Source organism: Treponema zioleckii, from assembly GCF_014737315.1.
Taxonomy (GTDB): Bacteria; Spirochaetota; Spirochaetia; order Treponematales; family Treponemataceae; genus Treponema_D; species Treponema_D zioleckii.
In genome coordinates this window covers 1-25,586 of sequence record NZ_JPUF01000028.1, presented here as the reverse complement: position 1 = coordinate 25,586, position 25,586 = coordinate 1, and the positions used below count along the sequence as shown (strand labels likewise).

The window sequence follows — 25,586 nt, the reverse complement described above, 5'->3', positions numbered from 1 at the left end:
TCTTTCACCTTTTAAGTTTTAAACTTACCCCAAAAAGTGATTTTTTTCGAGTCCCCTTAAATAACACCGAGAACACGCGCTTCCCAAACCGCTTGGTGCGCGGATTTTGATTCCAGCTTTGAGTAGATATTTTTTAGATGAAATTTTACGGTATTCACGCTCACAAAAAGATACTGCGAAATCTCTTCTTTTGATTTTCCGTGCTCCAAAAGTTTTAAGACTTCCATTTCTGTATTCGTGAACGTCGTGTTTTTTTTGAAAACCGGCTTTAAATACAAAGGATGATGAATCGCCATGTTTCTCGCCATTTCCAGGACTTGCATCAAAAACGGGGACTCGCCCTTTTCGTTCGCGTATTCCACAAGAATATGAAAGATTGCTTCTCCCTCGTCAGCCACGAGTCTGTAGAATCCACGGCGTTTTGCAATTTTTAAGGCCCGCTCCAATGCCGCAAAACAAAGTTCCTTTTCGTTCGAGCGGTAAAAGCAGATTGAAAGAAGCAAATCCAGCTCGCACAAATCCATTTGACGGTGCCCTTCGTGCAAAAGCGGGCGAAGTTTTTCTGCGAGCGCGATTGTCGCGGTGAATTTTTTGCTGACGATGTAACAACGGATTTTTACCATGTAGCTGTACGTGTCGAGCATACTGAAATTTGCAAATTCGTCAGGCGCCTTGCTTTTTAGGAATTCTGAACTTATCAGATTGACTCCGCCTTCATCGTAAAAAGCAAGCATCGCTTCCGCAGCGTCCAGATTATTCGAAAATTCAAGTTCGCCTTCTTCCTTTACGAACTGCCGGATTTGCTTTATGTAGCCGCCGTCCGAAATATTCTTGCCGTTCGCAATCAGAATTTTTGACTGCAAGTACAACGCAACGAACAAAAGCCTTCGTTGGCTCGCGGTGTCAAATTCTTTTATCGTCTTGCTTACAAAAACTTCCGCGTTCAAAAGCTCGTTTTTTTGGTAGTAATATTCTGCAAGACAAAGATTGTAGATTGATGGAGCCAGTTCTTTTTCGTAAAGATAAGAAATGCCGTCAATAAAAAGCTCCTTTTTTCGGAGCAAGAATGGAAAGAGCGGCGTAAAATCGTAAACTCCGTTCATAAGGAATGGCCGTCCGGCGGTTAAGAGAACCCGACTGTTGGGATAGGACTTTACTTTTAGCTCATTGAGTATTTTTATAAAATCCACGAGCGCAATTTGCGGATGCACCAATGACAGGAACTGAAAAACCAGCGTACCCTTAAAACTGTTCACTACGTCCCATGCCTTTTCAAGTTCCCCGTCCATCACGAGATTCAAAAAAATCCCGCATTTCGCAAGTGGAAATTCTTTTAGCTCCGCATCAGTAAGGGCATAGTAAAATTGTTTGTCGTTCCGTGAATCGATGAGAAAATAAGTTTTGCAAAAATTAGTCAGTCGGTCACATAAATCTTTTGGCGTTGGTTTTTCATTTTGCATATTTTCTCTTCCTTTTTTTTTAGATTTTTATTTACCAATAATTTAAAGTTCCCCCTGAAATTAGTTCAGGGGGATCGTTTTCCACTTTTCATCCCTTAGTTGCGTTTTCCCATGCCAAAATCACATACCCGATCAGACCAAACTTGCAAGCCCTGTCAGGTTAAACTCATAAAACTATCATGTGAAACTCATAAACCTGTCAGATGAAACTCATAAAACTGTCATGCTGAACTTGTTTCAGCATCTACGTTTGGATTCCGACACAGACAATCCCCCACTTACGCCGTCTTGAACATCGAAACGTCACTTCCGAGCTGAGTTACGTTCATGTCAAGTTCTTCTACGCAACCGTCAAGCTGCATACCGCTTTTCGCAACGTTCTGAACACTCTCCGTCATCTCCGTCATGCTTTCCTGCACGGCTTCAAGAGACTGCCTGAGTTTGTCCATTTCCCCAAGAACGCGGTTACTTCCCTCCGCCATTTTTGCGGAAGCCGAACGCACGTTCTCCGCAGTCTGATCCATGTCGTGAAGCGCGTTAATAACCTGAGACGAATCCTCGTTCTGCGTTTCAAGCGAAGAACAAACCGAGTGAACAAGATTGTCGGTCTCCTGGATGCGCGAAGAAAGCCCGGCAAAAGCCGCACTCGATTCCTGCGAAGCCGTTACAATCTCCACAATGCTGTCTTTTATATTCTTTAACTGTTCTCCGATTGTCTTTGACTGCCTTGAAGAAGTTTCCGAAAGTTTTCGAATTTCGTCCGCAACAACCGCGAATCCCTGCCCCGCCTCGCCAGCGTGAGCCGCCTCAATTGCCGCGTTCATTGCGAGCAAGTTCGTCTGACTTGCGATTGCCGCAATCGCGGCATTAGCTTCCTGCAACATTTGTGACTGCTGTTCAATTTGCGTAATTCTTTCGTTCACTTTAAGCTGCTTTGACATTCCGTTTTTCGCCTCCTGGTCAAGAATGCTGAAAGACGAAGCCATAGTTTCCATAGCGCGGTTGATTTGCTCAATGTTGCCCACAAGCTCATTTATTGAACCGGAAGAATGACGAATGCTCTGAGTCTGAAAATCAATCATCTCGTTAACGTTTGCAATGCTCTCGGCAACCTCTTTTATTACGCTCGAAGTCTCATCAAATCCGTTCGCCTGATTCTGAATCTGCTCACGCACGTTTTTAATGCTGAGCCTGATTGATGTCATAGAATTCGAAACAGACGAAACGCTGCCCTTCATGTTCTGGGAAACCACGTTCAAAGTAGAGCTTGTATCCTTCAGGTTTCCAATCATGCCCTGAAGTTTTTTTGCAAATCCGTTAAAGCTAGAAACTACGGTCTTCATTTCTGCCGTAGAAGTTGAAACTTCGATTCGGCGAGTCAAATCTGCAGCACCGGAAGAAATTTCCGAAAGCGCATTTGCCGTAAGCTGAATCGGAATCGCCGTTCCATGCAGGCTTACAATCATAATCACAAAAATTACGGCAAGAAGAATAAGGAAAGAAAGTACGATAATCTGAATCGTCTTGTAAACAAATGCATTCGCAGCTTCTTGTGAGCGACCATAAATAAAGAACCAACTCGTTCCCTTGATTTTTGTTGATTTGTAGTAGTAGTTGCCTTCTTTTGTTTTGACGGAAAAAATCTCGTCGCTTCCAGAAAGGAAGTTGTCAGAGAACTTACTGTACACACCATTTTCTATAGAAGAAATATTGTCGTCGGCAGTATATTTCTCGTGCGAAGCAAAAAAACCTTTGTTCGTCAGGATGAACATTTTTTCGTCCTCAAATTGACGTTTTCCAGCCATCACTTTTTTTATGGAATCCAGCGGAAAGTCTACAGAAACAACGCCGAGCGAATTGCGGTCTTTGTCGAAAACCTGCTTTGAAATGCTTACGACTGTGCTTTTTGTTTCTGCGTCAACGTAAACGTCGGAATACACAAAATTGTTCGGGTCGGCGATCGCGCCTGTGTACCACGGCCGAGTTACGGGATTCCAGTCGCTGTCGGGCACCCAGCCAGTTCCGTCGTAATAAACGCCGTCAATAACGCCGTAAAATCCCGTTGACTCAACATAGGATTTTGTAAGGTTCGTAAACACATTCAGATTGTCGTGCTCAGTCTCGAAAGTGCCGTTCAAAAACATGTCTGTAAGAGCTTCTAGCAGAACACAGGGCTTTTGCATTTCGGCCATAAGATGCTCAGATGCGGCATCGTTGGCGGCTTTTAGGTTTTCCTTCATTTTTTCGGAGGCATAGAATTTTAGCCTATTTGAAGAAATAATCATCATTATCAAAAAGAATGCAATTGTTGGAATGGAAATCATTACAAGCGAGCGTTTTAAAAGTGTCATACGCTTTCCTCCTCGTTTTTACGCGGGTACAAAAGAAAGTTCAGCAAGAGTTTTAGAATAAAATTGAAATAAAAAAGATGTTCAGATTGTGCGTTGATTGAAAGACAAAACTTTTTTATTTAATGCCGTTAAGCCCCACCGTTTTTAACAGCAATTTTAATTGTAATTCAAGAAATTGATTTTCATACTACCTTCTAGGGTAGTTTTTAATTTTATTTTTAAAATTTGATTTTTTTGGAAGCTATTTAGAGATTTTCAAACAAACTTTGAGATTTTAATACAGTTGACCGCAGATGCTGAAACAAGAAGCATGACGTTTTTGTTCTATTCTGTTCTAGAGTGATTAAAAAAAACACCCGCAGCACCACACAAATGCGACGCGCGGGCGAGATTGGCTAACACAACTCTTTTTTTAGGTAGGCGATTAATGGAATCCTCCATTGCCGGAACGGTAGTCTCTTTCGCGGATTTCCTGCCTGTACTGCGCAATCCAGTAATCTTTGTTCGCGCTGATGTTCGAGAGTGATTTCTGTGCATTCATAGTTCGCTATTCGCCCAATTTTTCCGCAAGCGCACGAACCTCCTCAACAGAAAGACCGCATGCCTGAGAAATTTGCTCGATTGTGCCAAGGTGCATTGAAAGCAGATTTCTAGCATTAGCGAGAGCAGCATTTTTTGTTCCTTGTAACAATCCCTGCTGTATTCCTTGCTGCAATCCCTGTTGTATTCCTTGCTGTATTCCCTGCTGCAATCCCTGCTGAATTCCTTGCTGTATTCCTTGTTGCAATCCCCGGCGTTCGGCGGCACTTAGGCCGGAACGGTAGTCTCTTTCGCGGATTTCCTGCCTGTACTGCGCAATCCAGTAATCTTTGTTCGCGCTGATGTTCGAGAGTGATTTCTGTGCATTCATAAGCCCTGCCTCCTTGTTTGTGAGTTTCTGAATCAAATCCTGTTTTTTGGGATTGTCGGCAAGTTTAAGGAAAATAGCCCAATTCTCAAGTGGCGTATTCGTTTCAAGAGTTTTTTCCAAGCCTTTTGCCTTCGGAAGTTCTATAAAAATGATGTTCAGCGTGTTTGAAAGCTCCCGCCCGTCATTTGTCCGCATGGCATATCGGCTCACTGGATTCTTTGAGCCTTTCGAATTGCCATTGTTTTTGGAAGATTTGCACTTGTAATTGAAGTTCAGGACGGAAATCTGGTAGACGATCGGTGCTTTTTCCCAATCGTCCCCCTTCTGGAGGTATGTCGTCTCCAATCGAGCCACCTGATACTCCGCGCGCTTTCCGTAGTCATATTCCTGGTCAGAGGCCTGCATCTCAATGTCGGCCGTAAGTCCGTCTTCAAACTGACACAAAATATCATAGGTTACACCACGCTGTCCGTCAAATCCAACCGGAGAGTCATTTGCTTTAAGCTCGTATTTTTTGATTTTCCGCTCCGTCGCCGCCTCAAGAAAAGAATGCAAAGCCGCTCTCGATTCAGGTGTCGGCTGCGTGAACAGAGCCTTGAACGTGCTGTCAATGCGCGGATTGAGCAGCGCGCCGTGTTCCATTTGTGAGACATATTCTTCTTGCGTCTTGAAGTCGTCAATCGTCATAATGTTATTTTACTTTGGATTATCTGATTTGTGTAGAGGTCGCTTTCGGTTGCCATGCATGACAGTTGTTTTGTTCTGTTTGAAGGTGCACAAAAAAAACGCCCGCACAGCCACAGAATGCGGCGCGCGGGCGGAGGAAAGCCACTCAGGATGAAGGAGGAGCTTACCTCATCTGGGCGGTTTCAACACAAGAACCGGAGCCGTCCTGTACCTGGTAAGCAAGAATACCATTTGCTGTACCGTTACCATAAGTCTTACTCCAGTTAGTTCCATTGTACAAATTATCTCCTGTTGCAGAATAATATTCACTTTTACCTGTTACAGAGTTTTTAATCTGACCTTTTTTGCTGGTTCCATTATCAGCTGTATATTTCCAAACACCGACATTAATCTTTTCTTCCTGATTAACTACCATGTTTGAATAACAAGGAACAACTGTAACCTCCCAGGCACCTGTAAACATATCATCTTCGTCTACGCCTGCAGGAGCCGGAGCAGATGTATCTACAACATATGCGTACTTAGGCTTTTTGTGAGTACTACTGTAATAACCAATATACGGAATGCTGTTTCCGTCTGAATCAAGAGCAACATCAAGAGTCAAATGTTCTCCTACAGTACCGTCTGCATCTACTGTACAGGTTTTAATATCAGCCTTAGCAGTAGAATATGAATCTAGATATGCATACTTCAAATCACCGTCACCTGCAAATGCCGCAATATGAATGTGATTTTTAGCATCAACCGCAATCTGACACCATTCACCGCCTTCATCAAAGATTGTTTTTGGAGCTGACCAGTTTGCAGCTGTAGCATCTTTACTGTTCAAGTTAGCAATTGGATTCACCTTATAACTGTAGAGCAACTGATTTTCATATGCATCATACCATACCATCACAACTACATCTGTCGTTCCATCTTTTGCAACTGCAATTCCAAGATATTTTCCAGGTCCACGTCCAGGAATAGATTTGCTTGCTACAACCTGAACATTATCAATATTGTATGTCTGAGATGACTCCCCATATTGTGAACAATACTGATCAACAAACTGTCCTGAACTTCTGTTTTTAGTTCCTTTTATTGTACCAGCCTTAAAACGGATTTCATCATTCATTGCGTCATAATATGCATGATACAAGTTTGTATTATTTCCATTTTTTGCAGAAGCAAATTCAGGGCTTTGAATACGTTGTTTGTTCATAGAGTATTTTGTTACTCCATTCACAACTTCAGTCTGTCCTACCTTTTCAAGAGCAGCACCATTTGTAACTTGTCCTCCACCGGTTCCATAGGTACTTCGTGCATCCTGTGAGCCAAGTCCCCAGCGCTGAACCCACATAGTGTAAGAGTCTATTGCTGGAGGAGTAGAAGTATTTGAGTCACCACCGGCACCAGAACCGTATGTGTAGCCCATTTCATCAACATGGAAACCAACAGTTACTGTAGCAAGACAGTCATATCCGCCGCTCCAGTAATAGCTTGAGAAGTCTCCGCTTGGTTTACCATTTACATTTACATTTCCACCCATATTCCACCAGAGGTTTCCATTTGTAAATGCAAAGTTCGGCTGACCGCTTACCTGATTAATCTTCATTTTAGTTCCACCGACAGTACCACTGAATGGAACAGCAGCCTTATCGTTGAATTCCCAGACATCAAAGATTACATCATCAGTAAGAGTATTATTATTATCACCGTTTCCGTTTCGGTTATACCAGTTAATATTATTTGTACCGGCTGATTCGGCATCGCCACTTGCGTCATTGTTGTTAAGGTTGTTAATGACAGGTATAGAATTAACCGTTGCCGTCATCTTGCCAGAAGCCAATGAAGCAACATTAAACATAATCTTACTCATTTCAGATGCACTTGAAGCTGTTGAACTAACAGATGTGCCTCCAGTAACACTTAAAGTAGCATGATTTAAGTTAAATCCTTCAAGCGTAACAGTTTCTGAAGAATAGTTGTTCATTGCACTACTCATATTTGTTACAACAGTCTGAACCGGATAATGTCCAAGAGCAGTTCTGTTTGCAACGGATGGATTTGACTTCTTTTTCTTGCTCAAAGCTGTAGTTACCTTTACAACATACGGCACAACATCCATCTGGTAAGTCGGAACGTTTGTTGTTCCATCTGTTACAAGACGTTTTCCTTCCGCATCTGTTGTTGCGGCTGTTACTGTAGTTGCTGTTGTCTTGCCGGCAGCATCTTTTGCTGTAACAGAGAGAGAAACATCTTTTGCAACGGCTGTTGTTCCAAGAAGCTTTTCTGTATCAAGAGAAAGTGTCCAGTAAACCTTGTGTCCCTTCTGCCCAAAGTAAACGTCTTCTTCCCAGTTTCCGTAATATTTTGTATTTCCCTTAGAATCTTTCTGCACATCAGAAACTGTAAAGATATATCCGTCATCTGCTAATGTTGTTGCAGGAACGTTCCAGCTTGATGTTGTTGCATCATAAGTTGCAGCGACTGCAGTTTTGTATGAGCCAAACTTAACAGTCAGTGATGCAAGTCTTGTATTGTCGTATGCAGTTCCGCTAACTGTAATCTTTCCAGAAACTTTTGGATCTTCGCCAAGCTGTGTCTTCAAAGCCGTATCAACTGTTGTTCCGTCAGCTTTTGTAATCTCAAGGTCTTTTTCAAGTTCAATATGTCCCTTAAGGTCGGTGAACTTAGAAGCAGCCGTTGAATCATAAATTGAGTTATCCGTGATGCTATTCCAATAGAACGGATTTACAACAACAGTCGGAGCAGTTGAGTCAGTCTGCGCAAGTTTGAAATTCTTTACGAAAAGAACTGAAGACTGAGAACTTGTTCCCTGGACTGTTTCTTCCGTTGAGTCCCAGAATGTAAATGACATTCCCTTTGAAGTAGCATCTGAACCAAGTTTATCTTTTGCAACCACAAATGCCTGCATTCCGTATGACGGATCACTTCCCTTAAATGTTCCGTTCACACTGTCGCCGGTAAAGCTTACAGAAACATCAACGATTCCTGTATCTTCATCTGTTGTTGTAGTTTTTACACCTGCTGCAGAAGAGGCAATCAATGTACCAGCAGCAGAAGTTCCAGTTGTCCTATTTGCATTTTCTGCTGAATCATTAAGAACCATTCCAATATTGCCGTTGCCACCTGTAAATTCAGGAATCACGGCAAGACCATTCTTGATTGTAAAGATTCCATTTGCATATTTTGCCCGGTTCTTTTCATCCTTTGCAGTAAAGTCAAGTTCGTATTCAGACTGTTCCTTGCCTTCTGCCGCAAGAATGTTGTATTCAACAATTTCTTGAAGTGAAGCAGTGTTTACAAATTTTCCGTCACCACTCAAGTCAGTTCCAAAATAAACTTTTGCAATGCGTGGTGCGTTGTTTGTAATCTTTGTTGGAATTGTTTTGCCTGTTACGTTTCCAGCTTTATCAAAAGCAAGAATTACAATATTTACAGGACCGTCCGGAATGTTCGTAGAATGAATTGTAGCATCCCATGTCCATACACTTCCAGTCTTTGAGAAACTTTCTGGCATAAGGTCGCCGTCATCACCCTTTGCAAATACAAACGGATTATCTTTATTATTTTTTGTCTCTTCTTTTGCGCTGTTGTCGATAACCTGCGCAATCGGGAAGTATGCATCAAATGAGGTTGTTTTTTCCTGTGTAAGAGATGGAGTAAATTCAACTTTCTTTCCATCAACTTTTGTAATCTTTCTGAGAACGCCATCAATTTCCACAAGCCCACCAGCGCGAACATGAGCATCATAAGTTCCCGTCGTTGTAAATTCATCTGTTGTTGCAGTTCCTGAATATTTATTTGTATAAAGTTCATATTCAGCAGCACCCTGCGTAAATTTACGCACAGTAAGTCCAGTCATCGGAACCTTTGAGCCAGTGCTGAGCATAGGGTCAAAAATTACTGCATTAAGCGGATTTGTTTTGCTTGTATCATCAGAAGCATATTTTGTTACTCCAGTGCCGTCTATGTTTCTTGAGAAATAAACTACAACTCGTTCAACTCCAGAGCCTGTATCTGTAGATTTTCCGCCTAAAGTAAAGATATAGTTCGAATCTTTAATTTCTTCTGGAGTTTCGCTAGTTATGTCATAAGAAGCTTCGGTATCGCGTTCAAGTGTAGGAGCTTTCTCATCAATCTTGAATTTGAATACTTGAGTTGAAGTATGCTCTCCATCATTTGCGTTCACCGTAATTTCCACAGAATCATCATCTTTTGGAATCGGAATATAGAGACGGACACCGTTTTTGTTTATTGAAGTATCCTCTACATTTTCTTCAACAAAGTAGTCGGTTCCCTTTGTGAGTGCCGTTCCGTTCTTGAGAACTGAATAGCCGGTAACAGAAGTCTCATCGAGCAATGTTGCAACGAGAGTCCAGTTTCCGCGGAGGTACATGTCATCTTCGTAAGTCTGGCTTGAAGTGTATGAACCTGTCGGAACGCCAGAAATTGCTTTTTCTCCCTTTGCGTACTGATTTACGGCAGAAGAGATTACAGGAGCCGTGTTGTCTACATGAATTGCAATTACATTGTCGCCAGTCGTCCATGCACCGAATTTGCCTTCGGCATTCACGCCGCAGGCACGGAGCGTGATGTCCGTTGTCTTTCCGGATTCAGGGTTCAGCTCCCCATTTGAATTGAGCTTGATATTCCAAGAAGCAGTTCCGGTCGCCTTGATTCCCCACCATGCCGCAAGAGCATCGTTTGAAGCGAAGCCGAATTTTTTGAGTTCATCTGCCGAGAACGTAGTTGAAGAAGTATATGATGTTCCAGAAATTTCATTTATTACGTCATACGCACTTACGATTGTGTAACCGTAACCTTTTTCGGCAATTGCTTTAGAAGCCTTCTCTTTGTCCGCAGTAGTAAATTTTCCATTTGAATCTGCAATCTGGTAGTAAACAGCCTTTACAGTCGTTGTTCCAGAAGGAATCTCCGCAGAACCTGTGGCGCGGATTGTGCCACCGAGAACTGCAAAAGGCTCTGTTTCAGACTTGTAGTTTTCATTTGTAGGATATGTAAATTCAAGCTTCGGCTTATCCCAGTCGGGGTTGTGCTTGATTACGTAATCTGTTTTTACATGAATATTTCCTAATGCGTCGGTTACCTTGAACCAAACAGGAAGTTCGTAAATCGAATTTGATGCATAATCCGGGTTCTGAGCAAAATCTTCTGTGTCAAATTCAGTAAATAGAGGATTTCCTGCTTTGTAACTGTATTTTGACGGGTCTGAAGTTGTTTTATCAAAGCTTCCGTCAAAATTGAACTGCCATGCAGAAAGTCCTGTATCTGCTGCAAGCGATTCTGCTCCGCCGTTCCAATTGAGTCCTTTTAAATATCTGAGTCGCTCTGAAGCTTCGGCTTTGTTTTTAGCTGCATCAACTTCGTTTTTAGTAGGAACAATCCAGTGAATGTTTGCAATTCCTGCTGAACCTGTATCGCTTGTAGTTCCAGAAATTTCGACAGAACCAGTAACTTCTTTTCCAGATTCAGGAGTTCGTATAACAATAGCTGGTGCCGAGTTATCAATATTGAACGTGAATGACTGGTTTCCTGTAAGTCCAGCCTTGTCGTAAGGAGTAATGTTAAGGGTTACAGTTCCCGTCGGAACAGAAGAGATGTTGATTTCGTCTGTAGTCCATGTCCATGAAGTGTCAACTCCATTTTCTGTCTGCGCCCAACTTGTGCTGTCCTTCGTATATGTCACAGAGTCGTTTTCAACGAGTTCAACTCCGGCAATGTATTTTTTGCCTTCTTTTTCATCCCATTCTGTAGCCTTGTTTGCAATGTAGTGAGTATTGCCTTCAGCATCCTCGTAATAAAGATCTGCTGTAAGACCCGCAATTCCCGAAGCGTCGCTTGCAGTAATCGTAAAGCTTATCTCACCTTTCTTTGAGCCTCCAGCTACGTAGGCTGAACTTAAAGTAATATCTGTCGTAGAAACCGTAGTTCCGTCCTCTGCTTCTCCAAAATCAGAAACAGTTGTTCCTGAAACCCTCGGTGATTTTGAGTCCGATTTATATGTAAGTTTCGATTCACTATCTGTTGCAGCGTCCGTCTTATACTGGAAGTACGGCTGTTTAAGGGAAGAATCATTTTTTGTATAGAAAATTCCGCCATCAGAGTCTTCTATATAGAAGTAAACCTCTTTTTCTCCGTCGTCCTTATTTTCAGGAGTGAAAGTCCATTCGCCACTTGTCTCAGAGAATGAAGTTTCTCCTTCAATCTTTGATTCGTCGATTTTTCCGTCAGAACCGAGAACAATCTCCTTTCCGGAAGCCTTGAACACTGTTACGACGGCAGAAGAAGTTGAGTCGTCGTCGGAAATACTTCCAGCAATCTGCGCGTTTGTTCCGTACTTGAGGAAGTATTCAGAACCACTCTTCGTAATGTTAGTAACTTTTACTGTTGGGCGGTCTGAGTTCTGAGAAACGACAACTTTTACAGAATCTGATTTACCTTCGTTTCCTGCAGTATCTTTTGCAATGGCACGCAAGTAATATGTTTTGTCGACATCAGCAGAAAGTTTTATCGTATCAAAATTTTCGGCAGAGAAATTATATGTGCCGGAAATTGCATCCATTATTGATGCAGCGTCCGTCCAGTCAGAATCAGTCGCAGAGTCCGTTTCTGCGTATTCAATTCTGCAGATTTCGGCAAGCATGTTCTCGTCGTTCGCAGTTCCGCTTAGCTTGATTTTTCCATTAATCTGAATTCCCTCGTCAGTCGAAGCGTCGCTTGGATTGTTGAGCGTCACTATCGGAGCAGTATTGTCGAAAGTGATTGAGAACACGTTCGAGTCGGTGTAGTTTCCGGCATTGTCGAAAATGCGCGCGTAAACGGTGCCCGATTTTGAGATTTTGTCCTTTCCGATTGTGAACGAAGCTTTTCCGCCTTCCAGCGTTGCCTTGTTTGCCTCAACTTTTGTAGCAGCCGAGATTTTCTCATACGGAAGGACGTAAACGGATTCGATTCCGCTTCCGCCTGTCTCGTCAGTCACTTCGAACGAAACGAAGATGTCCGAGTTTCCGTTAGAAAGATATGAAGTCGATTCCGAAGCGTTTTCAGAAGAAGAGCCGATTTTTACGCTGCCTTCGGTAAGCTCAGGCTCTTTCGTGTCGATGCTGAACGGTCCGAGAACGGTGCTTGTCTGTGAGTTTCCCGCATTGTCCACGACAGTGACGCGGATTCTCGTTTTTCCTGACTCAACGCCAGAAACCGTTCCGCTCCATGATTTTGTTCCCGCAAGGTCTGTCTTTCCGCCCCACGAATTTCCGTCATCACTTGTTTCAAAATACACTTCGGAAATTCCAGTTCCGTCGCCGTCGCTTGCAGTTCCGGCAATCTTGAGGTCGTTCGTCTTGTACCAAGCTGTTCCGCCAACATCAACCGAAGAAGTTGCAACGTGAGGAATTACGTTCGTCGTGTTCGAATCCGACGGAGAGTCGTTTCCGAATGTCGGAGCCACAGTGTCTATCTTGATTGAGCGAGAAATCTGCGTCGTTTTTCCCGCGACGTCGGTCGCCACAATCGCAAACGAGTAGCTTCCGTCTGCAAGATAGTTTTCTTTTGCTTTGTTTGATTCACCGACAACAAAATCCTTCGTCCAGCTAGATTCTTTTCCAGAAACGGAAACACTCCAAGTTTTGTCATTTCCGTCCGAAATCACAAGGCTCTTGAGTCCGTTCGTATCGGAAACAGTTCCGCCCAATGTAAATCCGCTGTTCGTCGTGATTCCGCTTGAGCCAACTTTGCTTTCCGAAACAGACGGTTTTGCCTTGTCAAAGTAGAATGAGCGCGGCTCGGTCGTAGTCTTGTTTCCAAAGTAGTCTTCCACGCTCGCAGAAATTTTGAACGAACCTTCAGTGTCGAAAGCCGAATTGAATGTGACGGCCCCCGTCGCGCCTCCGTTCAGAACGCTGTAGGCAGAGCTTGCAATAGCGTTTCCAGACGCGTCTGTAATCGTGTATGTTATTTTTGACGTGTCGATTCCAACTCCGTCGTCCGAGTACGCGATTTTTGCGCTCGGTGCGCTTTCAAAACTCTCGCCGTCGGCAGGGCTTGTAAAGTCAACTGTCGGAGCTTTTGTGTCGAGATTGACCGTGACGGATTTTGAGAATTCGCTTCCAACATTGTCCTTCACGGTAAGCGTGTATTCGTATGAGCCATCGGCAGAATCAGCTGGCATCTTGTATGTCCAAGCACCCGCAGAAGTTCCGCCTGTCGTAAAGCTGAGCGCGGTTTCACTGCCGCCGTCTTTTTTGACGGTGAGCTTCGGCTTGTTTTCTTCCGAAACATCAAGATTCGTCTCGATGATTTCTCCGCCGAGAGTGAATGTCTTGCTTGAGTAGTAGATTTTTCCGAATTCAGCTTCGCTTCCGGAAAGTTCCGTCTTCGACTGGTTCAGGACTTTTCCGTCAGTTGTAATTTTAACGGTTGAAGTCGGTACAGCCTTGTCAATCGTAAATTTTGCAAATTTGTTGAATATCGTCGTATTTCCAGCGTTGTCCTTCGCCGCGAGGAACGCGTAGAGAGTTCCGTCATCGTTCTTCGTCTGAGAAATGTCGAACGTCACGTTCCAACCGTCGTTCGTCTGGTTGAGACTCTTCCATTCAGCCGAATCGTAAGAAGTCGGAACAGTATTGCTTTCAGAAAGGCAATAGCCGAACGATGCGATTCCACTTCCGGCCGCGTCGTCACTTGCATTTGCTGTGAGCGTGACGAAATTCGACTCGTCGAGTTTTACGGTCTGGTTTTTGAAATTCGTTCCGTCGATTGTCGGCGCAATCGGGTCCATTCCGAATTTTACGGTCGTGCTTCCCGTCTGGCCGTATTTGTCCGTGGCGGTGATTCTCAATGTATAGCTTCCGCTCTTGTCTTTCGGCATTGAAGAAAGCGGGAACAACCATGAAGTTCCGCTCTTGGTTGCCGTGAGCGTTGCCGGCTGAGGAGAAAGCGCGTTGAGTTCTGAATCCAAGAATGTTGCCGAAATTTCAGTTCCGTTTTCAAAGCCCTTCGCACTCGGTGAAATTGAGCCGGAAATCTTATCGCTTGGAGAAAGATATGCGGCAACACTGTCCGCAGTAACAGTCGGCGCACCGTTGTCGATTGCAACGAAGAATTCTTTTGACGTTGCAATGCCGTATGCACCCGATGCATTCAAATCAGTCTTGATATAATTTTCGTCGGTCGCCTCAACCTGAACTTTGTATACTCCGACCTTGCTCGGCAAAGTCAGAGTCTTGCTTCCCGATGTAAACGCTTTGTTCGGCGTAACAGTCTGCGAATAATCATCAATCTCGTTTCCGGCAGAATCCTTTACCGTAATCTTGTAGCTATTCACTCCGTCATCGTCACTGAACGTTACGGAAAGTTTGTTGCTCGTCGTAAGGAAAAGGTTCTTGTCAACGTTGATTTTCGATTCAGCATCAACCTCTTCAAACGCATTTCCGAGCGTAATCTGCGGGCGGTCAGTTTCCTGATAAATCAAGAAGTCTTTTCCGTTGTTGTATGTATTTGAAGAATACTCGCCCTTGTTTCCAACTTCATCTTCCGCAGTGAGAATTACACGGATTTTTATCGGCTGGTCTTTCTCAATAACATGTGCAGCTAGCATGCCCTGCGTTACATTCGCAGTCATAAATTTAATGTCAATTGAGTTCGAAGTTTCAAGATGTCCGTCGTAATATACATCACGTCCTCTTGTTGCAGCTTCCAGATGGCTGAGAATCGAATTCTTATATTTTCCGTCAGCATCTTTTTCTGCAATGTCCGTATTCAAATCACTAGTCGCAAGAATGTCGTATGTGACAGCCTTCAAATTCTGCTCGACAATGGAACCCATGATTCGGATTGTTCCGTTGATGTAAACGTTGTCTGCCGCATATCCGTCGGATTTTTTAACAACATCGCTTACGTCGCTTCCGCTTATGGTCGGGGTAATCGTCGTGATTTTTACTTCCGGGTCCGTCGTGTCGAGCTGAACCATAGTGCTCATTGTAACATCGTGTCCAGAAGAAGACTGTCCGTAAACGCTCAAAGTATATTTTGTAGCATCTTTAGTGTTAGAAATAAAGTCTGGAATCTTAGAAGGCGTAAAGTTCCATACGCCAGTTTCTGGCTTATATGTGAACGCTTCGCTCATGTTTTCAGGCTCACACTTCCATGCGTTATTTATGTAAGCAACCGTAATTTCCTGCGAAGCAAGATTTGAATTTGAGCCACTTGCAGCGGTAATAGTTGCTGTAAGTTTCGCCACAGTCATAGAATCACTGTTGACTTTTGCAGTTCCTTCAAAAACAACAGTGTTGGCACTTACGAATGTGCCGTTTTCAGGAGAGTTAAATTCGATTGTAGGAGCAATACCAGTTTCGTTTCCGGCAAATCCATAAACTGTGTTATGAGAGAAGGGAACATCATCAACATCGTAACCAGTTACGGCAAGAATATAATACTTGTTGATTTTTATGTCACTCGGCAAAGTGACTGCAATTGCTTCAACATCAACAGATTCACCGTTGTATTCGTAATAGTCAAAGAAGCAAGACCAGCCAAGTTCTTCGGCAACGAGAGCTTTATTTTCATCAGAAATTGTTTTTTCATCATCATTTTTGGCATTTGCCTCAAGTTCTGAGACTTTGCTTGCAAGCTTTTGTATATCTTCTTTTATTACAGCTTCGTCCGTAGGTTTTGAGTCATATTTTTTAATCCAGACTTTTACGGTTGAAGGGTCAACTTTTACGCCGTCAAGGCCGGAGTTTACAGTAACGTTTACAGTGTTTCCGCTCGAAGCAGACTGAACTACAGCGTTTTCCCCAAATCCGAATGTGTAGCCAGAAACCGTGTACGTCGGGTTTGACTCTGGGTTCAAAGAGAAAAGGAGTTTGCTGTCCGTATCGGCAGAAGTGTCCGTCGTTTTTGCAGCAAGGATTTCAAGGGCTTCTTCGTTCGAAACAGTTCCGTTCAAAACGTTTTTAAGGTCAGCGGCAGAGAGTCCGAGTCCTTTTTTTGAACTCATCAAAGCAGTGTAAACGTCGTCGTAAAGATAGAGTTTTGAAGTCGCATTTCCGAGAGAATCGTTTTTAGTTTCAAGTGCACTTCTCTCGCTTCCAGTAGGATTCTGATAGATTTTTGCGCTGTCCGTAAGAGTAATTTCTGCATAGTACGTCTTAGTTCCACTGTCTTCAGGATGGAGCTGAGAATAGCGGGTTCCGTTTCCGTACTGAGCGATTGTTACGCTCGTTCCGCCCGCAGTCGGAATTTCTTCGGTGCGGAATGCTTCAAGAGCCTCGCCGTCGTAGGTTTCGCTAGAAAGAAGTTCGTTTGAATCCGCATCGTAGATTTTTACGTCCATGAGCGCAATCGTGTGGTCGTCGGCAATAGTTCCGTCAATCGTAAAAAGAGAGCCGTATTTTGAGGCATCCTTTTTTCCGTCATTTTTAACGCCCGGTTTTGAAATAATGAACACAGGAGGAGTGTTGTCTATGTCGAATGTGCGGGAAGTTTCGCCAGAAGAGTGGTTTGCCTCGTCGTAAGCCGTAACGCTCACCTGATACGTTCCGTCCAAAAGTTCGTATTTTCCTGTCTCGAAATTGAATTCGTTCAACGAAACTTGCCAAGTGCCATTTGCGTTTACAGTGGCAGTTTTTGTGGTTTTCGTCGCCTTTGTGGCCGTATCGATTACCGAAACAGACACTTTTGAAACGCCTTTATCGTCGGTCCATTTTCCGTACAGCACGAACGAATCTCGTATCGTTGCCGCAATCGGAGGATACGCAATTTCAAGCGTCGGTGCCGACGTATCAACCGATTCACCAAGACCTACATCACAAGACGTAGCAACAAAAAGCGAAAATGCTCCTGCAAAAATCGCAAGAACCTTCTCCCACAAGCTTCCACTTTTCATAACAAAAATCTCCTACTTTTTTATCTATAATTACGAATCATTATGCTTAAGATTGTTTCAAAGCTATTATTAAAGAATATACAGTTTTAAAAATCCGCGTTATAAAACATCTTTTTATACTATATACGGAAACAAAAACTAATCTTAAATCGACATAAAAAAATAGAGATTTTAGACATTTAACAATATTTTATTTTAAAAAATTCAGATAAAAAAAAGGCAAAAAAAATACCCGCAGAGGAAAGCCCCCGCGGGATTTTCGGTCATTTGACCGCTTGAAAACTTGTCATTTCCACGCTTGCAAAACTTGTCATTTCCACGCTTGCAAAACTTATCATTTCCACGCTTGAAAGTCTGTCATTCCGAACTCGTTTCGGAATCTCTGCACAATACAGGTAGATGCTGAATCAAGGCGACCGCGAAAACGAAAGCGGTCGAGTTCAGCATGACAGCACTGTGCATTCCTCGCATGGCAGAAAACTCGAACTTCGCCCTACTAGAAGACGTATGCTCTTAATCCAACAGAAATCTGAGGAACGAGCGTCTTGATGCTGTCGCTTGCAACGTCCGACGGAATGAACCAGAACTGGCCTTCCGTGTACATTGAGAACGTTCTGAACATGCTAGCCTTCTTGTCTCGCGTTACGCGCGGGAATTCGAGCTGGCAGAGGAGCGCACTCAAAATCTGGTCAGAACCAGAACCAGACTCGCTAAAGTGGCTGAAGTTTGCACCAACAGACACGTTCAAGCTGAGCCAATCCCAGTCAGGACCAAAATAATACCTGAACGGCATGTAGTAAACGTTCGCAAGGAGCTTCATACCGAAGATGTTTCCACCGTATCGCTGGTCTGTCATTGAGAACGTGTTTCGCTGGCTCTGGGTGAACTGACCGAACTGAGCCTGGAGCTTAACGTTGTCATCAAAGAACGAAAGACCTGCACCAAAACTGTAGAGCGAAGCGCCCCAGAAGCTTGCGTCAAGGTACAATCCCTGAATGAATCCTGGAATCTCGTAAGCTGCCTTGTCGCCTTTTCGGAGGGCAAGGTTAACTCGCTTCAACGCAACGTCGTCAGAAGTCAAACCGCTGAACTCAAGAGTCTGGTTGTATCGTCCTCCGGCACCCGGGCTTATGAGCTTGATAGTAGGCTTAGTGCTATCAACCTGAACAATACAGCGTGTTACCGCAACTTCGCCGTTAGCCATCGTTGCGCGCACGAGAAGGAAGTGGTAGCCTTCGGCAATATCTTCATTCTCTACACGGAATTTCCAGTTCTTCTTTTTAGAAATCTGCTGGAACGTTCTTCCGTTGTTAAAACTAATCTCAACCTTCGTAACGTACTTAGACTCGTAAGCGTCAACAAGCTCTTTCTTTGCACCTTTTGCCTTAACAGCCTCTTTTTCTGCCGGGTCAATATTGTAGCCAGAAGTTCCCCGAATGTACGGTCTGTCGAACGCAAAGTCGCCGTAAGTAAAGTTGTCGATTGAAATCCACGGTCCGTAAGGATTGTATGTAAGATACTGCTTGTTAGAAGAAATCGGGCTTGCAGTTTCAAATCTAGCCTGAACCTGAATGTCGTGCTTTCCGGCAACCATTTCATCCGGCGTGATTCTGAACTTAAAGTATCCGCTTTCGCTGAGTTCAGTCTCGCTCACTTTTTCGCCGTCAACATACAAATCGAGCGCAGTGATTTTTGACTCACTCTTTGCAGTACCGTAAATATTAAAGTTACCCTGAACGAATTCACCGTTCAACGGATAAAGCAAATCAACCTTCGCGACAGGAGCCGACTTGTTCAAGAAAATATTTCGGCTTACGCGAGTAATGTTCTCGGCAGCGTCCGTACCTGTAAGCTCAACGTTGTAGAATCCGTCGTCGAGGGACGAAATATCAATTACCTGCGTGATGATTGAATCCGGCACGAGGTCCGTCTTTGCAAGTTTCTGACTTACAACTTTGCCTTCAAGGCTTCGGATTGTAATATACAGCGTTTTAAGACCGATATTGTCCGTCGTCTGTCCCGCAAAGAACAACTTTCCGGTAGAAGTTGAATCATCGAGCGGCAAAGTAAGATTCAAAACAGGCTTTGTGTTATCAATGTTTATCAAACTTGAATAAAGACCTTCGATTCCGTACCAGTCAACAACCTTTACGAAGAGAACGTGAGTTCCGTCCTCAATTACGCGGGTGTCAAACTCGTACGTCCATGCGCACTCAGTCTTTTCGTGAGCATAGTCGCCGATTGCCTCGTTCCAAGTGTTTCCGTTGTCGGCAGAAACATAAATCGCACGGATACCGTTTTTATCGGTAGCAACACCGTTGACTACGATTGTGTCCTTTACGGTCTCGTCCTGTTTTGGAGAGATTACCGTAACATTGTCCTTTGTCTTTGGCTCTTCAAGAGAAATCTTGAAGTTTCGAACGAACTCAGGACCTTTTACGCCGTTAATATCTTCCGCATAAACCGTAATCGAGTGCTCGTTGTCGGTAAATTCAAAGATATTCTTTTTGATTGCGAAGCTTGAACCAATCTGATTGTTGAGCTGATATTCGCCATCATCAAATTTGTAATAAACTTTTGGACCTGCGTAAACAACGCCGTTCTCATCTTTCTTGAATCCATCGTCATCAAAAATAACGCCTGAGAATTCAAGTTCTGGATTGTTCGGCGTAAGAACAGCGTCCTCGGCCGGCAAGTGAACTTCCGCAATCGGAAGGTCGCTCTGTTTGTCGATTACAAAATCAAACTTCGTGACTTCCGTTACGTTGCCCACTGCATCAGCAAATCTGAACGACATTTTCTCGTCAATCTGCTTGTCGGCGGTTCCGATGTTCGTAACAATCATCGGAGCAAGCGTAAGCTCAACTGGCGGCAGAGCTGGAGATGGAGCCGGGGCTGGAGCTGCAGCACGGTTTCTACCACGCCCAGCAGCCGGAGCCGGGGCCGGAGCTTCTGCTTTTGGAGGAACGTACTCAGCTTTTGCAAGAAGTCCGTTATCCTTTACGATGAATGCAATCGTGTTTTCACCGTTAATAACATCCTCTGCGGCAGGAACGATAACCTGAACCTCCGGAGGAGTCGTGTCTTTTTGGATTGCAGTCTGGTTAAAGCTGATTTTTCCAGAATTGTCGGTTACACGAACGTTAAGAGTAACAAGTCCGTCCTGCAATTCAGAAAGTGCAAGTTTTGCAGAATATTCATCAGAATTTGACTTTCCTGCAATTTCTGTCCAGCTTTCGCCCTTGTTGAGCGAATATTCAACCTTTGCAATTCCGTTTTCGTCAGTTGCTTTTACAACGAGGTCAGTTTCATTCTTAACCCAAAGCTGGCTTTCTGGAGAAAGAATCTCAACTTTAGGCGCATTCGTATCAACAAGAAGATTCAAAGCCGTCGTCGTATATTCAATTCCCTGACTGTCGCGAACTTTTAGCGAAACATTTTTGTAAGTTCCGTCTTTGTTCGCAACGAGATAAACGTAATTTCCGTTATTTTCGTCAACGCTAACCGTCAAGTCAGGATTGTTCTGTGCAAGAGAAGCAGTTACAGGACCGAGCACGTTTGCGTAAGCCGCGAATTTTGCGCCCGAAGCAACGATGAACGTGTCGTGGGTGTTGTCAAAAACAACATCTTCCTGCGGAATCCAGTAAACTTTCTTTGCGTTGTCGATTAAGTCAGCCTCGCGGGTTCGGAGAACAGAAACAAAACCGCTGTAAGAAGCCTCGGCAGAACCAGCTTTTGCAGTAACCTTAATCGAAGTGATTCTTGAAGGCAAATTGTTGAGCGGAATCTGAGCCTCGTAAAGTTTTTCTCCCACAGGAACTACAGTCGCCTTTCCTTCCTGCTTTTCATCACCGCCAGGAACTTTTTCTCCGCTAATAACGTAAGAAACGTCAGTAACAGGGAAGTCCGACTCAATTGCCACAGTCGCCGTTACAGGAGCAACTTTTTGCGCGCCGAACGGAAGAACTACGTTCATTCCGCTAGAATAAGCGTACTCGCCAATTTTTGAGATGAATACCTTTGCACCGCCAGCTTTTTTTGCAGTGTATTTTGAAGAAGCGTTGATTTTTGCAGGATTTGCAGGATCTGCAACCGAGAACGAAAGCGCGTTGTCGCCGCTCTTCATGTCGGCACGTGCAAATCGCTCGTGAGTTTTGTCAAGCTCGCCCTGATAGATTCCAAGCGCATAAGCGTCTACGCCGTCTGCCCAAACCACAGAAGGAGATTTTGCGCTCAAAGTTTTGCCCTTAGCGTCAACAGCCGTCAAAACCGGCATTTTTCGAACGAATACAGAATTTGCAGCCTTCTTGCCATTGTCAGCAATGATTTCGATTACATAAAGTCCGTTCGCAAATTCATTTTCAGGAATATCAAATTCAAACGCACCGCGAACAAGTTTTAATTCAACAAAATCGCCCCACTGCGTTGCCTGAACAGGCTCAGTTCCAGTCACATAACTCAGATTCTGCGTCATAACTTTAGCAGAGAAAATTCTGTAACCAACAGACTGAACGTCAACCGTAGAAGAAACTTTTCCGGCAATGTGAATTTTCTTTTCCTCGCTAGAAACAGGCTTTGCCTCAGTCGGAGCAGCATCCTCGCCCTCCGAAGAAACAGCCACAGGAGCCGGAGTTTCACCTTCAACAGCAATGTCAAAATAGTCGCCAGTGTCCAAAGTGACTACAGGAGCCGGACTGTCAGAATGAAACTGGAGCTCACGGCTTTCGTAAGAAAGGTTCTGCTCAGTAACGACGCGAACTTTTACTTTTGCGGAGTGTCCTTCTGCATTTCCCGCGCGGAGAGTTATCAAATTTCCGGAGAAATCCAAAGAAGCGAACGGAGTTTCCGGAACGATTGTGGCAGACTTGATTTTTCCGCCAACAAAATATCCCGAAACAGGATGATTCTTGTCATTCGTAATATTTCCGTCAGAGTCAATTCGGCTGTCATCAAAAACAACGGCAGGCTCTTTTACAGAAATCTGAGTCAAATCGGCAACGTTAAGAACGAACTTTCGCTCAGTCTCACGCTCGTAAATATCAACAGCCTTAACCGTTACTCGAACAAGTCCCCACGGTGCGTCAGAAAGAGGAATAGAAACGTCAACAGATTTTTGAGGAGCCTTAAGCTCAACATTTCCATCTTTTACGCCACTCTGTCCCCATTCAATTTTGTACGAAACCGAAGCTACGTTTGAGGCACTTGAAACAACAGTCTTCAAAACAGGATTTGATTCAGGATGTACGTTCACGCCGTAAGAAGCAGGAACAGAACCAACAGAGCTTTCGAGAGTTCCCTCGTTGAATTCCGGCTTTTTGCCCTTAGAAACGAAAGTCACCGTAACAGGATTTCCCACAACGCCATGAATGTCAGTAGCCGTAATCGTTACAGTATGCGGACCGGCAGCCAAATCCTTGTCGTCGGCAAGCCGAGCATAAAAAACGCCCTGCGCTTCAAGAACGGCAACTTCGTCATTGTCAAGATTGTAAGAAATCGAAGCCGGACCATCGTCATCAGTCACGATTCCGCGGATATACATTGAACCTGCGTCCCCACAAACAAGCTCGTCAGCAGCAGGATACTCAATGGCAACGACAGGTTTGTCATTTTCCTGATTCAACGGAATCGTAAGTTTTTTTGTAACGACGTTTCCAACAGTGTCAGTCGCAGTAATAACAAAGTCGCAAGATTTTGCGGTGGAATTTCGGGTGTCAACTTCCGTGAACCAATAAGGATTTCCAGGAATCAGCTCAAAAGAACCAGATGTTTCGCCAAAAGTCCAACTCAAAGTCTCTAGGCCAATCGTATCTTTTGCGTATCCCGCAATTCCGAATTTTCCGTTGCAGACCTCGCCCTCGACCGGCGAAACGATTTTTACGTCAGGAGGCGTATTGTCAATAAAGTACAAGAATGAATAAACGCTCTGCGAACCCATTTTGTCAGTGGCCTTGAACCAAACGACAGACGGTCCGTCATTGAATTTTCTTGTATCAACAGGAAGATCAAAAAGATATTTGTCCCCATTCTTTTCTTTTGAGATTTTTGTTTCGGTATAATTTTCTCCGCCGTCAAGCGAGTATGCCAGAGTCTTTATGCCGTTTCCGTCGTAAACAGTTCCCTTCAAGTTGACTTTTCCAGAAACCAACTCACCAGGCTCATAATTCGTAACCTGAGTCACAGGCTGTCGTCGGTCAAGATTCCAAGTTACTTTTGCGATTTTTTTAGGCTTGCTCTCAGAAGAAAGTCCGTTTATATCAATTCCGTACACTTCGATAGTGTGCGGTCCCTCATCAAGTTTGTTCGTATCAAGGTAATAAGACCAGAATTCCCGTCCTGAAGCCGTCTGAGGATTCTCGCGGTCTCCATCAAGAATTAATATTACTTTTGAGACACCATCATCATCAACACACGTACCAACAATGTTCAGATTGCCTGGAACGCGCATATCGTCCACAGGATTTGTAATACCTGCAATCGGATAGTCAGAATCAGGATCGATGTAAATATTGAACGGTCCTCCAATAGCGGTGTTGCCACCTTTATCCTCAGCAGTAATTACAATGTTATATTTTCCAGGCTTCTTTTGATTAATATCAAAATTTTCCTGCCAGCTGTCCATGTTCTCAACTTCGCGCTCCGTAATGTCACGTTTCGCAAAAGCGGAAGAAACAACTGAAAGGAATAGAAGTGGAACCATAACAAACTTAACCAAGTTTCGCATACTCGACTCCATTCATTTTTTTTTATCGTTTTCTCGAAGAGATTTTTAGAGATTTTGGATAATTTAACTATCTTATCATTAATTTTCGGTAGTTTTCTTAAATCCTCTTAAAATTCATAGTTTTTTTAACATTTTTTTAGATATAATTTTGGCTTTTTACAAAACCCGTCATTCCGCCCCCCCAGTTTAGAACTTCCCACACAACACAACAACTGCTGCAGAATCTTAGGAGTTCAGCACGGCAGAAAACTCGGCATTCGGACTTTTAGAAAAATCTCGGTGGACTTTTCATCTGTTTTTTACAATATGGGCATCTCGAAAAACTTAAAATTTGGATGTTTTTTGAGTTGCCTGCAAGTTTTAAGTTCTTAAAATAGCAGGACTTAAAACATCGCATTTTCAAAGTTACTTCTAAAAATTTAGAGGTTCCCCTATTTTAGTTTAAAATAACTGAAAATTGCATAATTCAGTTATTTTAAACTAATCTTTTTTAGCCTTTAACAACAAAGTACAAAGCAATATAATCAGTTTTCTTGTAAAATACAGAAAAGTACAGATTTTTCAATTTTATATAAGACGCAATCGTCCAAAAATTAAACTTTTCTTCTATATAAATACATTTGATTAAAGGTGATTAAATTATGTCTAGCATGGTTCTTTTTTTTACAATTCTTTTTACAACCTTCATAATGGAAATGGGCGACAAAACCCAGCTAATGCTGTTAGCGCTCACGTCAAAATACAAACTGAGAGACATCATTCTTGGAACGGTCGTTGCCATTGCAATCCTTAACGCGCTCGCAGTTCTCGCAGGCGGCGTTGTAAGCAAATTCATTCCTCTTTGGCTCATTAAATTCCTTGCCGCAGGGGCCTTTTTATTTTTTGCCGCAACAACTCTTCTTTCAGAAGACGATGAAGAAGAAAACGCACAAAGCAGCAAATTCAGATTCGCCCCGCTTGCCATTTTCTGCACGTTTTTTGTTGCTGAACTCGGAGACAAAACCCAGCTCACTGCCATAAACTTTGCGATGGACAACGGATTTGAAAAAGCCATAATTGTCTGGTGCGCATGTTCCATCGGACTTTTCGCCGCCGACATGCTAGGCCTTCTCCTGGGCTATTTCTTAAAAAGTAAAGCGCCAGACGGATTCTTAAAACTTATCGCCTTCGTCCTTTTCACGATTTTTGGCTTTATGACACTGCCCGTCGGACTTTACAACATTTTTGCCGCCGAAGTGCAAGAAGATGCGACCCTAAAAACAATGCTACTTTCCACCCCAAAAGTCCTACCGATTTTTGCCGCAATCGTCATAGCCTTCGCTGGAATCTGCATTATCCTCTGGCGAAGGCACAAAAGGGAGCGGTAACGGGAGCGGTAAGGTTAACTTGAAATCTTTTAAATCGGTTTTACCGCTCCCCAACAGTTTTTCGAAGAAAAACTGTTGCTTTGGTGGGGGCACTTGCAGATGTTCACGAAACGCGGCGGCAAGCGAGGCCGCGTTTCGTGGGTGCAGTTTTGTCGCTCGCGCGCCGCGAGCAACTT

At 43.7% G+C, this 25,586-nt stretch carries 6 protein-coding genes; 1 reads left to right on the top strand and 5 read right to left on the bottom strand.

What is annotated here, in order from left to right; translation table 11 throughout:
- Positions 1-56: 56 nt before the first annotated feature.
- The 5 genes from JI65_RS08775 to JI65_RS08755 all read right to left on the bottom strand — a co-directional run bounded on the left by JI65_RS08775 (position 57) and on the right by JI65_RS08755 (position 24,043).
- On the bottom strand, positions 57-1,460 hold the full coding sequence (locus JI65_RS08775; protein ID WP_191015335.1) for a helix-turn-helix transcriptional regulator: 1,404 nt from the start codon (positions 1,458-1,460) through the stop codon (positions 57-59).
- A gap of 278 nt (positions 1,461-1,738) precedes the next feature.
- Complete coding sequence (locus JI65_RS08770; protein WP_191015332.1) at positions 1,739-3,811, bottom strand: methyl-accepting chemotaxis protein; 2,073 nt, start codon at positions 3,809-3,811, stop codon at positions 1,739-1,741.
- Positions 3,812-4,358: 547 nt separating this feature from the next.
- Positions 4,359-5,408, bottom strand: a complete 1,050-nt coding sequence (locus JI65_RS08765; RefSeq protein WP_191015330.1) for an Rpn family recombination-promoting nuclease/putative transposase — start codon at positions 5,406-5,408, stop codon at positions 4,359-4,361.
- A 163-nt stretch (positions 5,409-5,571) separates the two neighbouring features.
- Positions 5,572-17,322 carry an Ig-like domain-containing protein gene (locus tag JI65_RS08760; RefSeq protein ID WP_191015327.1) on the bottom strand — a complete coding sequence of 3,917 codons (11,751 nt, stop codon included), beginning with the start codon at positions 17,320-17,322 and terminating at the stop codon, positions 5,572-5,574.
- Positions 17,323-17,818: 496 nt separating this feature from the next.
- Positions 17,819-24,043 (bottom strand): Ig-like domain-containing protein, encoded by a 6,225-nt coding sequence (locus tag JI65_RS08755; protein ID WP_191015325.1) that lies wholly within the window; start codon positions 24,041-24,043, stop codon positions 17,819-17,821.
- A gap of 641 nt (positions 24,044-24,684) precedes the next feature.
- Between JI65_RS08755 and JI65_RS08750 the strand changes: the two genes are divergently transcribed.
- Entirely contained in the window at positions 24,685-25,410 is a 726-nt protein-coding gene (locus JI65_RS08750) for a TMEM165/GDT1 family protein (protein ID WP_197971929.1), read from the top strand.
- The last annotated feature ends 176 nt before the right edge of the window (positions 25,411-25,586 follow it).

Excerpts from the sequence above, each read along its gene's own strand:
- JI65_RS08750 (WP_197971929.1), top strand. The coding sequence starts at position 24,685 with ATGTCTAGCATGGTTCTTTTTTTTACAATTCTTTTTACAACCTTCATA.
- JI65_RS08770 (WP_191015332.1), bottom strand. The coding sequence starts at position 3,811 with ATGACACTTTTAAAACGCTCGCTTGTAATGATTTCCATTCCAACAATT.
- JI65_RS08760 (WP_191015327.1), bottom strand. The coding sequence starts at position 17,322 with ATGAAAAGTGGAAGCTTGTGGGAGAAGGTTCTTGCGATTTTTGCAGGA.
- JI65_RS08775 (WP_191015335.1), bottom strand. The coding sequence starts at position 1,460 with ATGCAAAATGAAAAACCAACGCCAAAAGATTTATGTGACCGACTGACT.
- JI65_RS08765 (WP_191015330.1), bottom strand. The coding sequence starts at position 5,408 with ATGACGATTGACGACTTCAAGACGCAAGAAGAATATGTCTCACAAATG.
- JI65_RS08755 (WP_191015325.1), bottom strand. The coding sequence starts at position 24,043 with ATGCGAAACTTGGTTAAGTTTGTTATGGTTCCACTTCTATTCCTTTCA.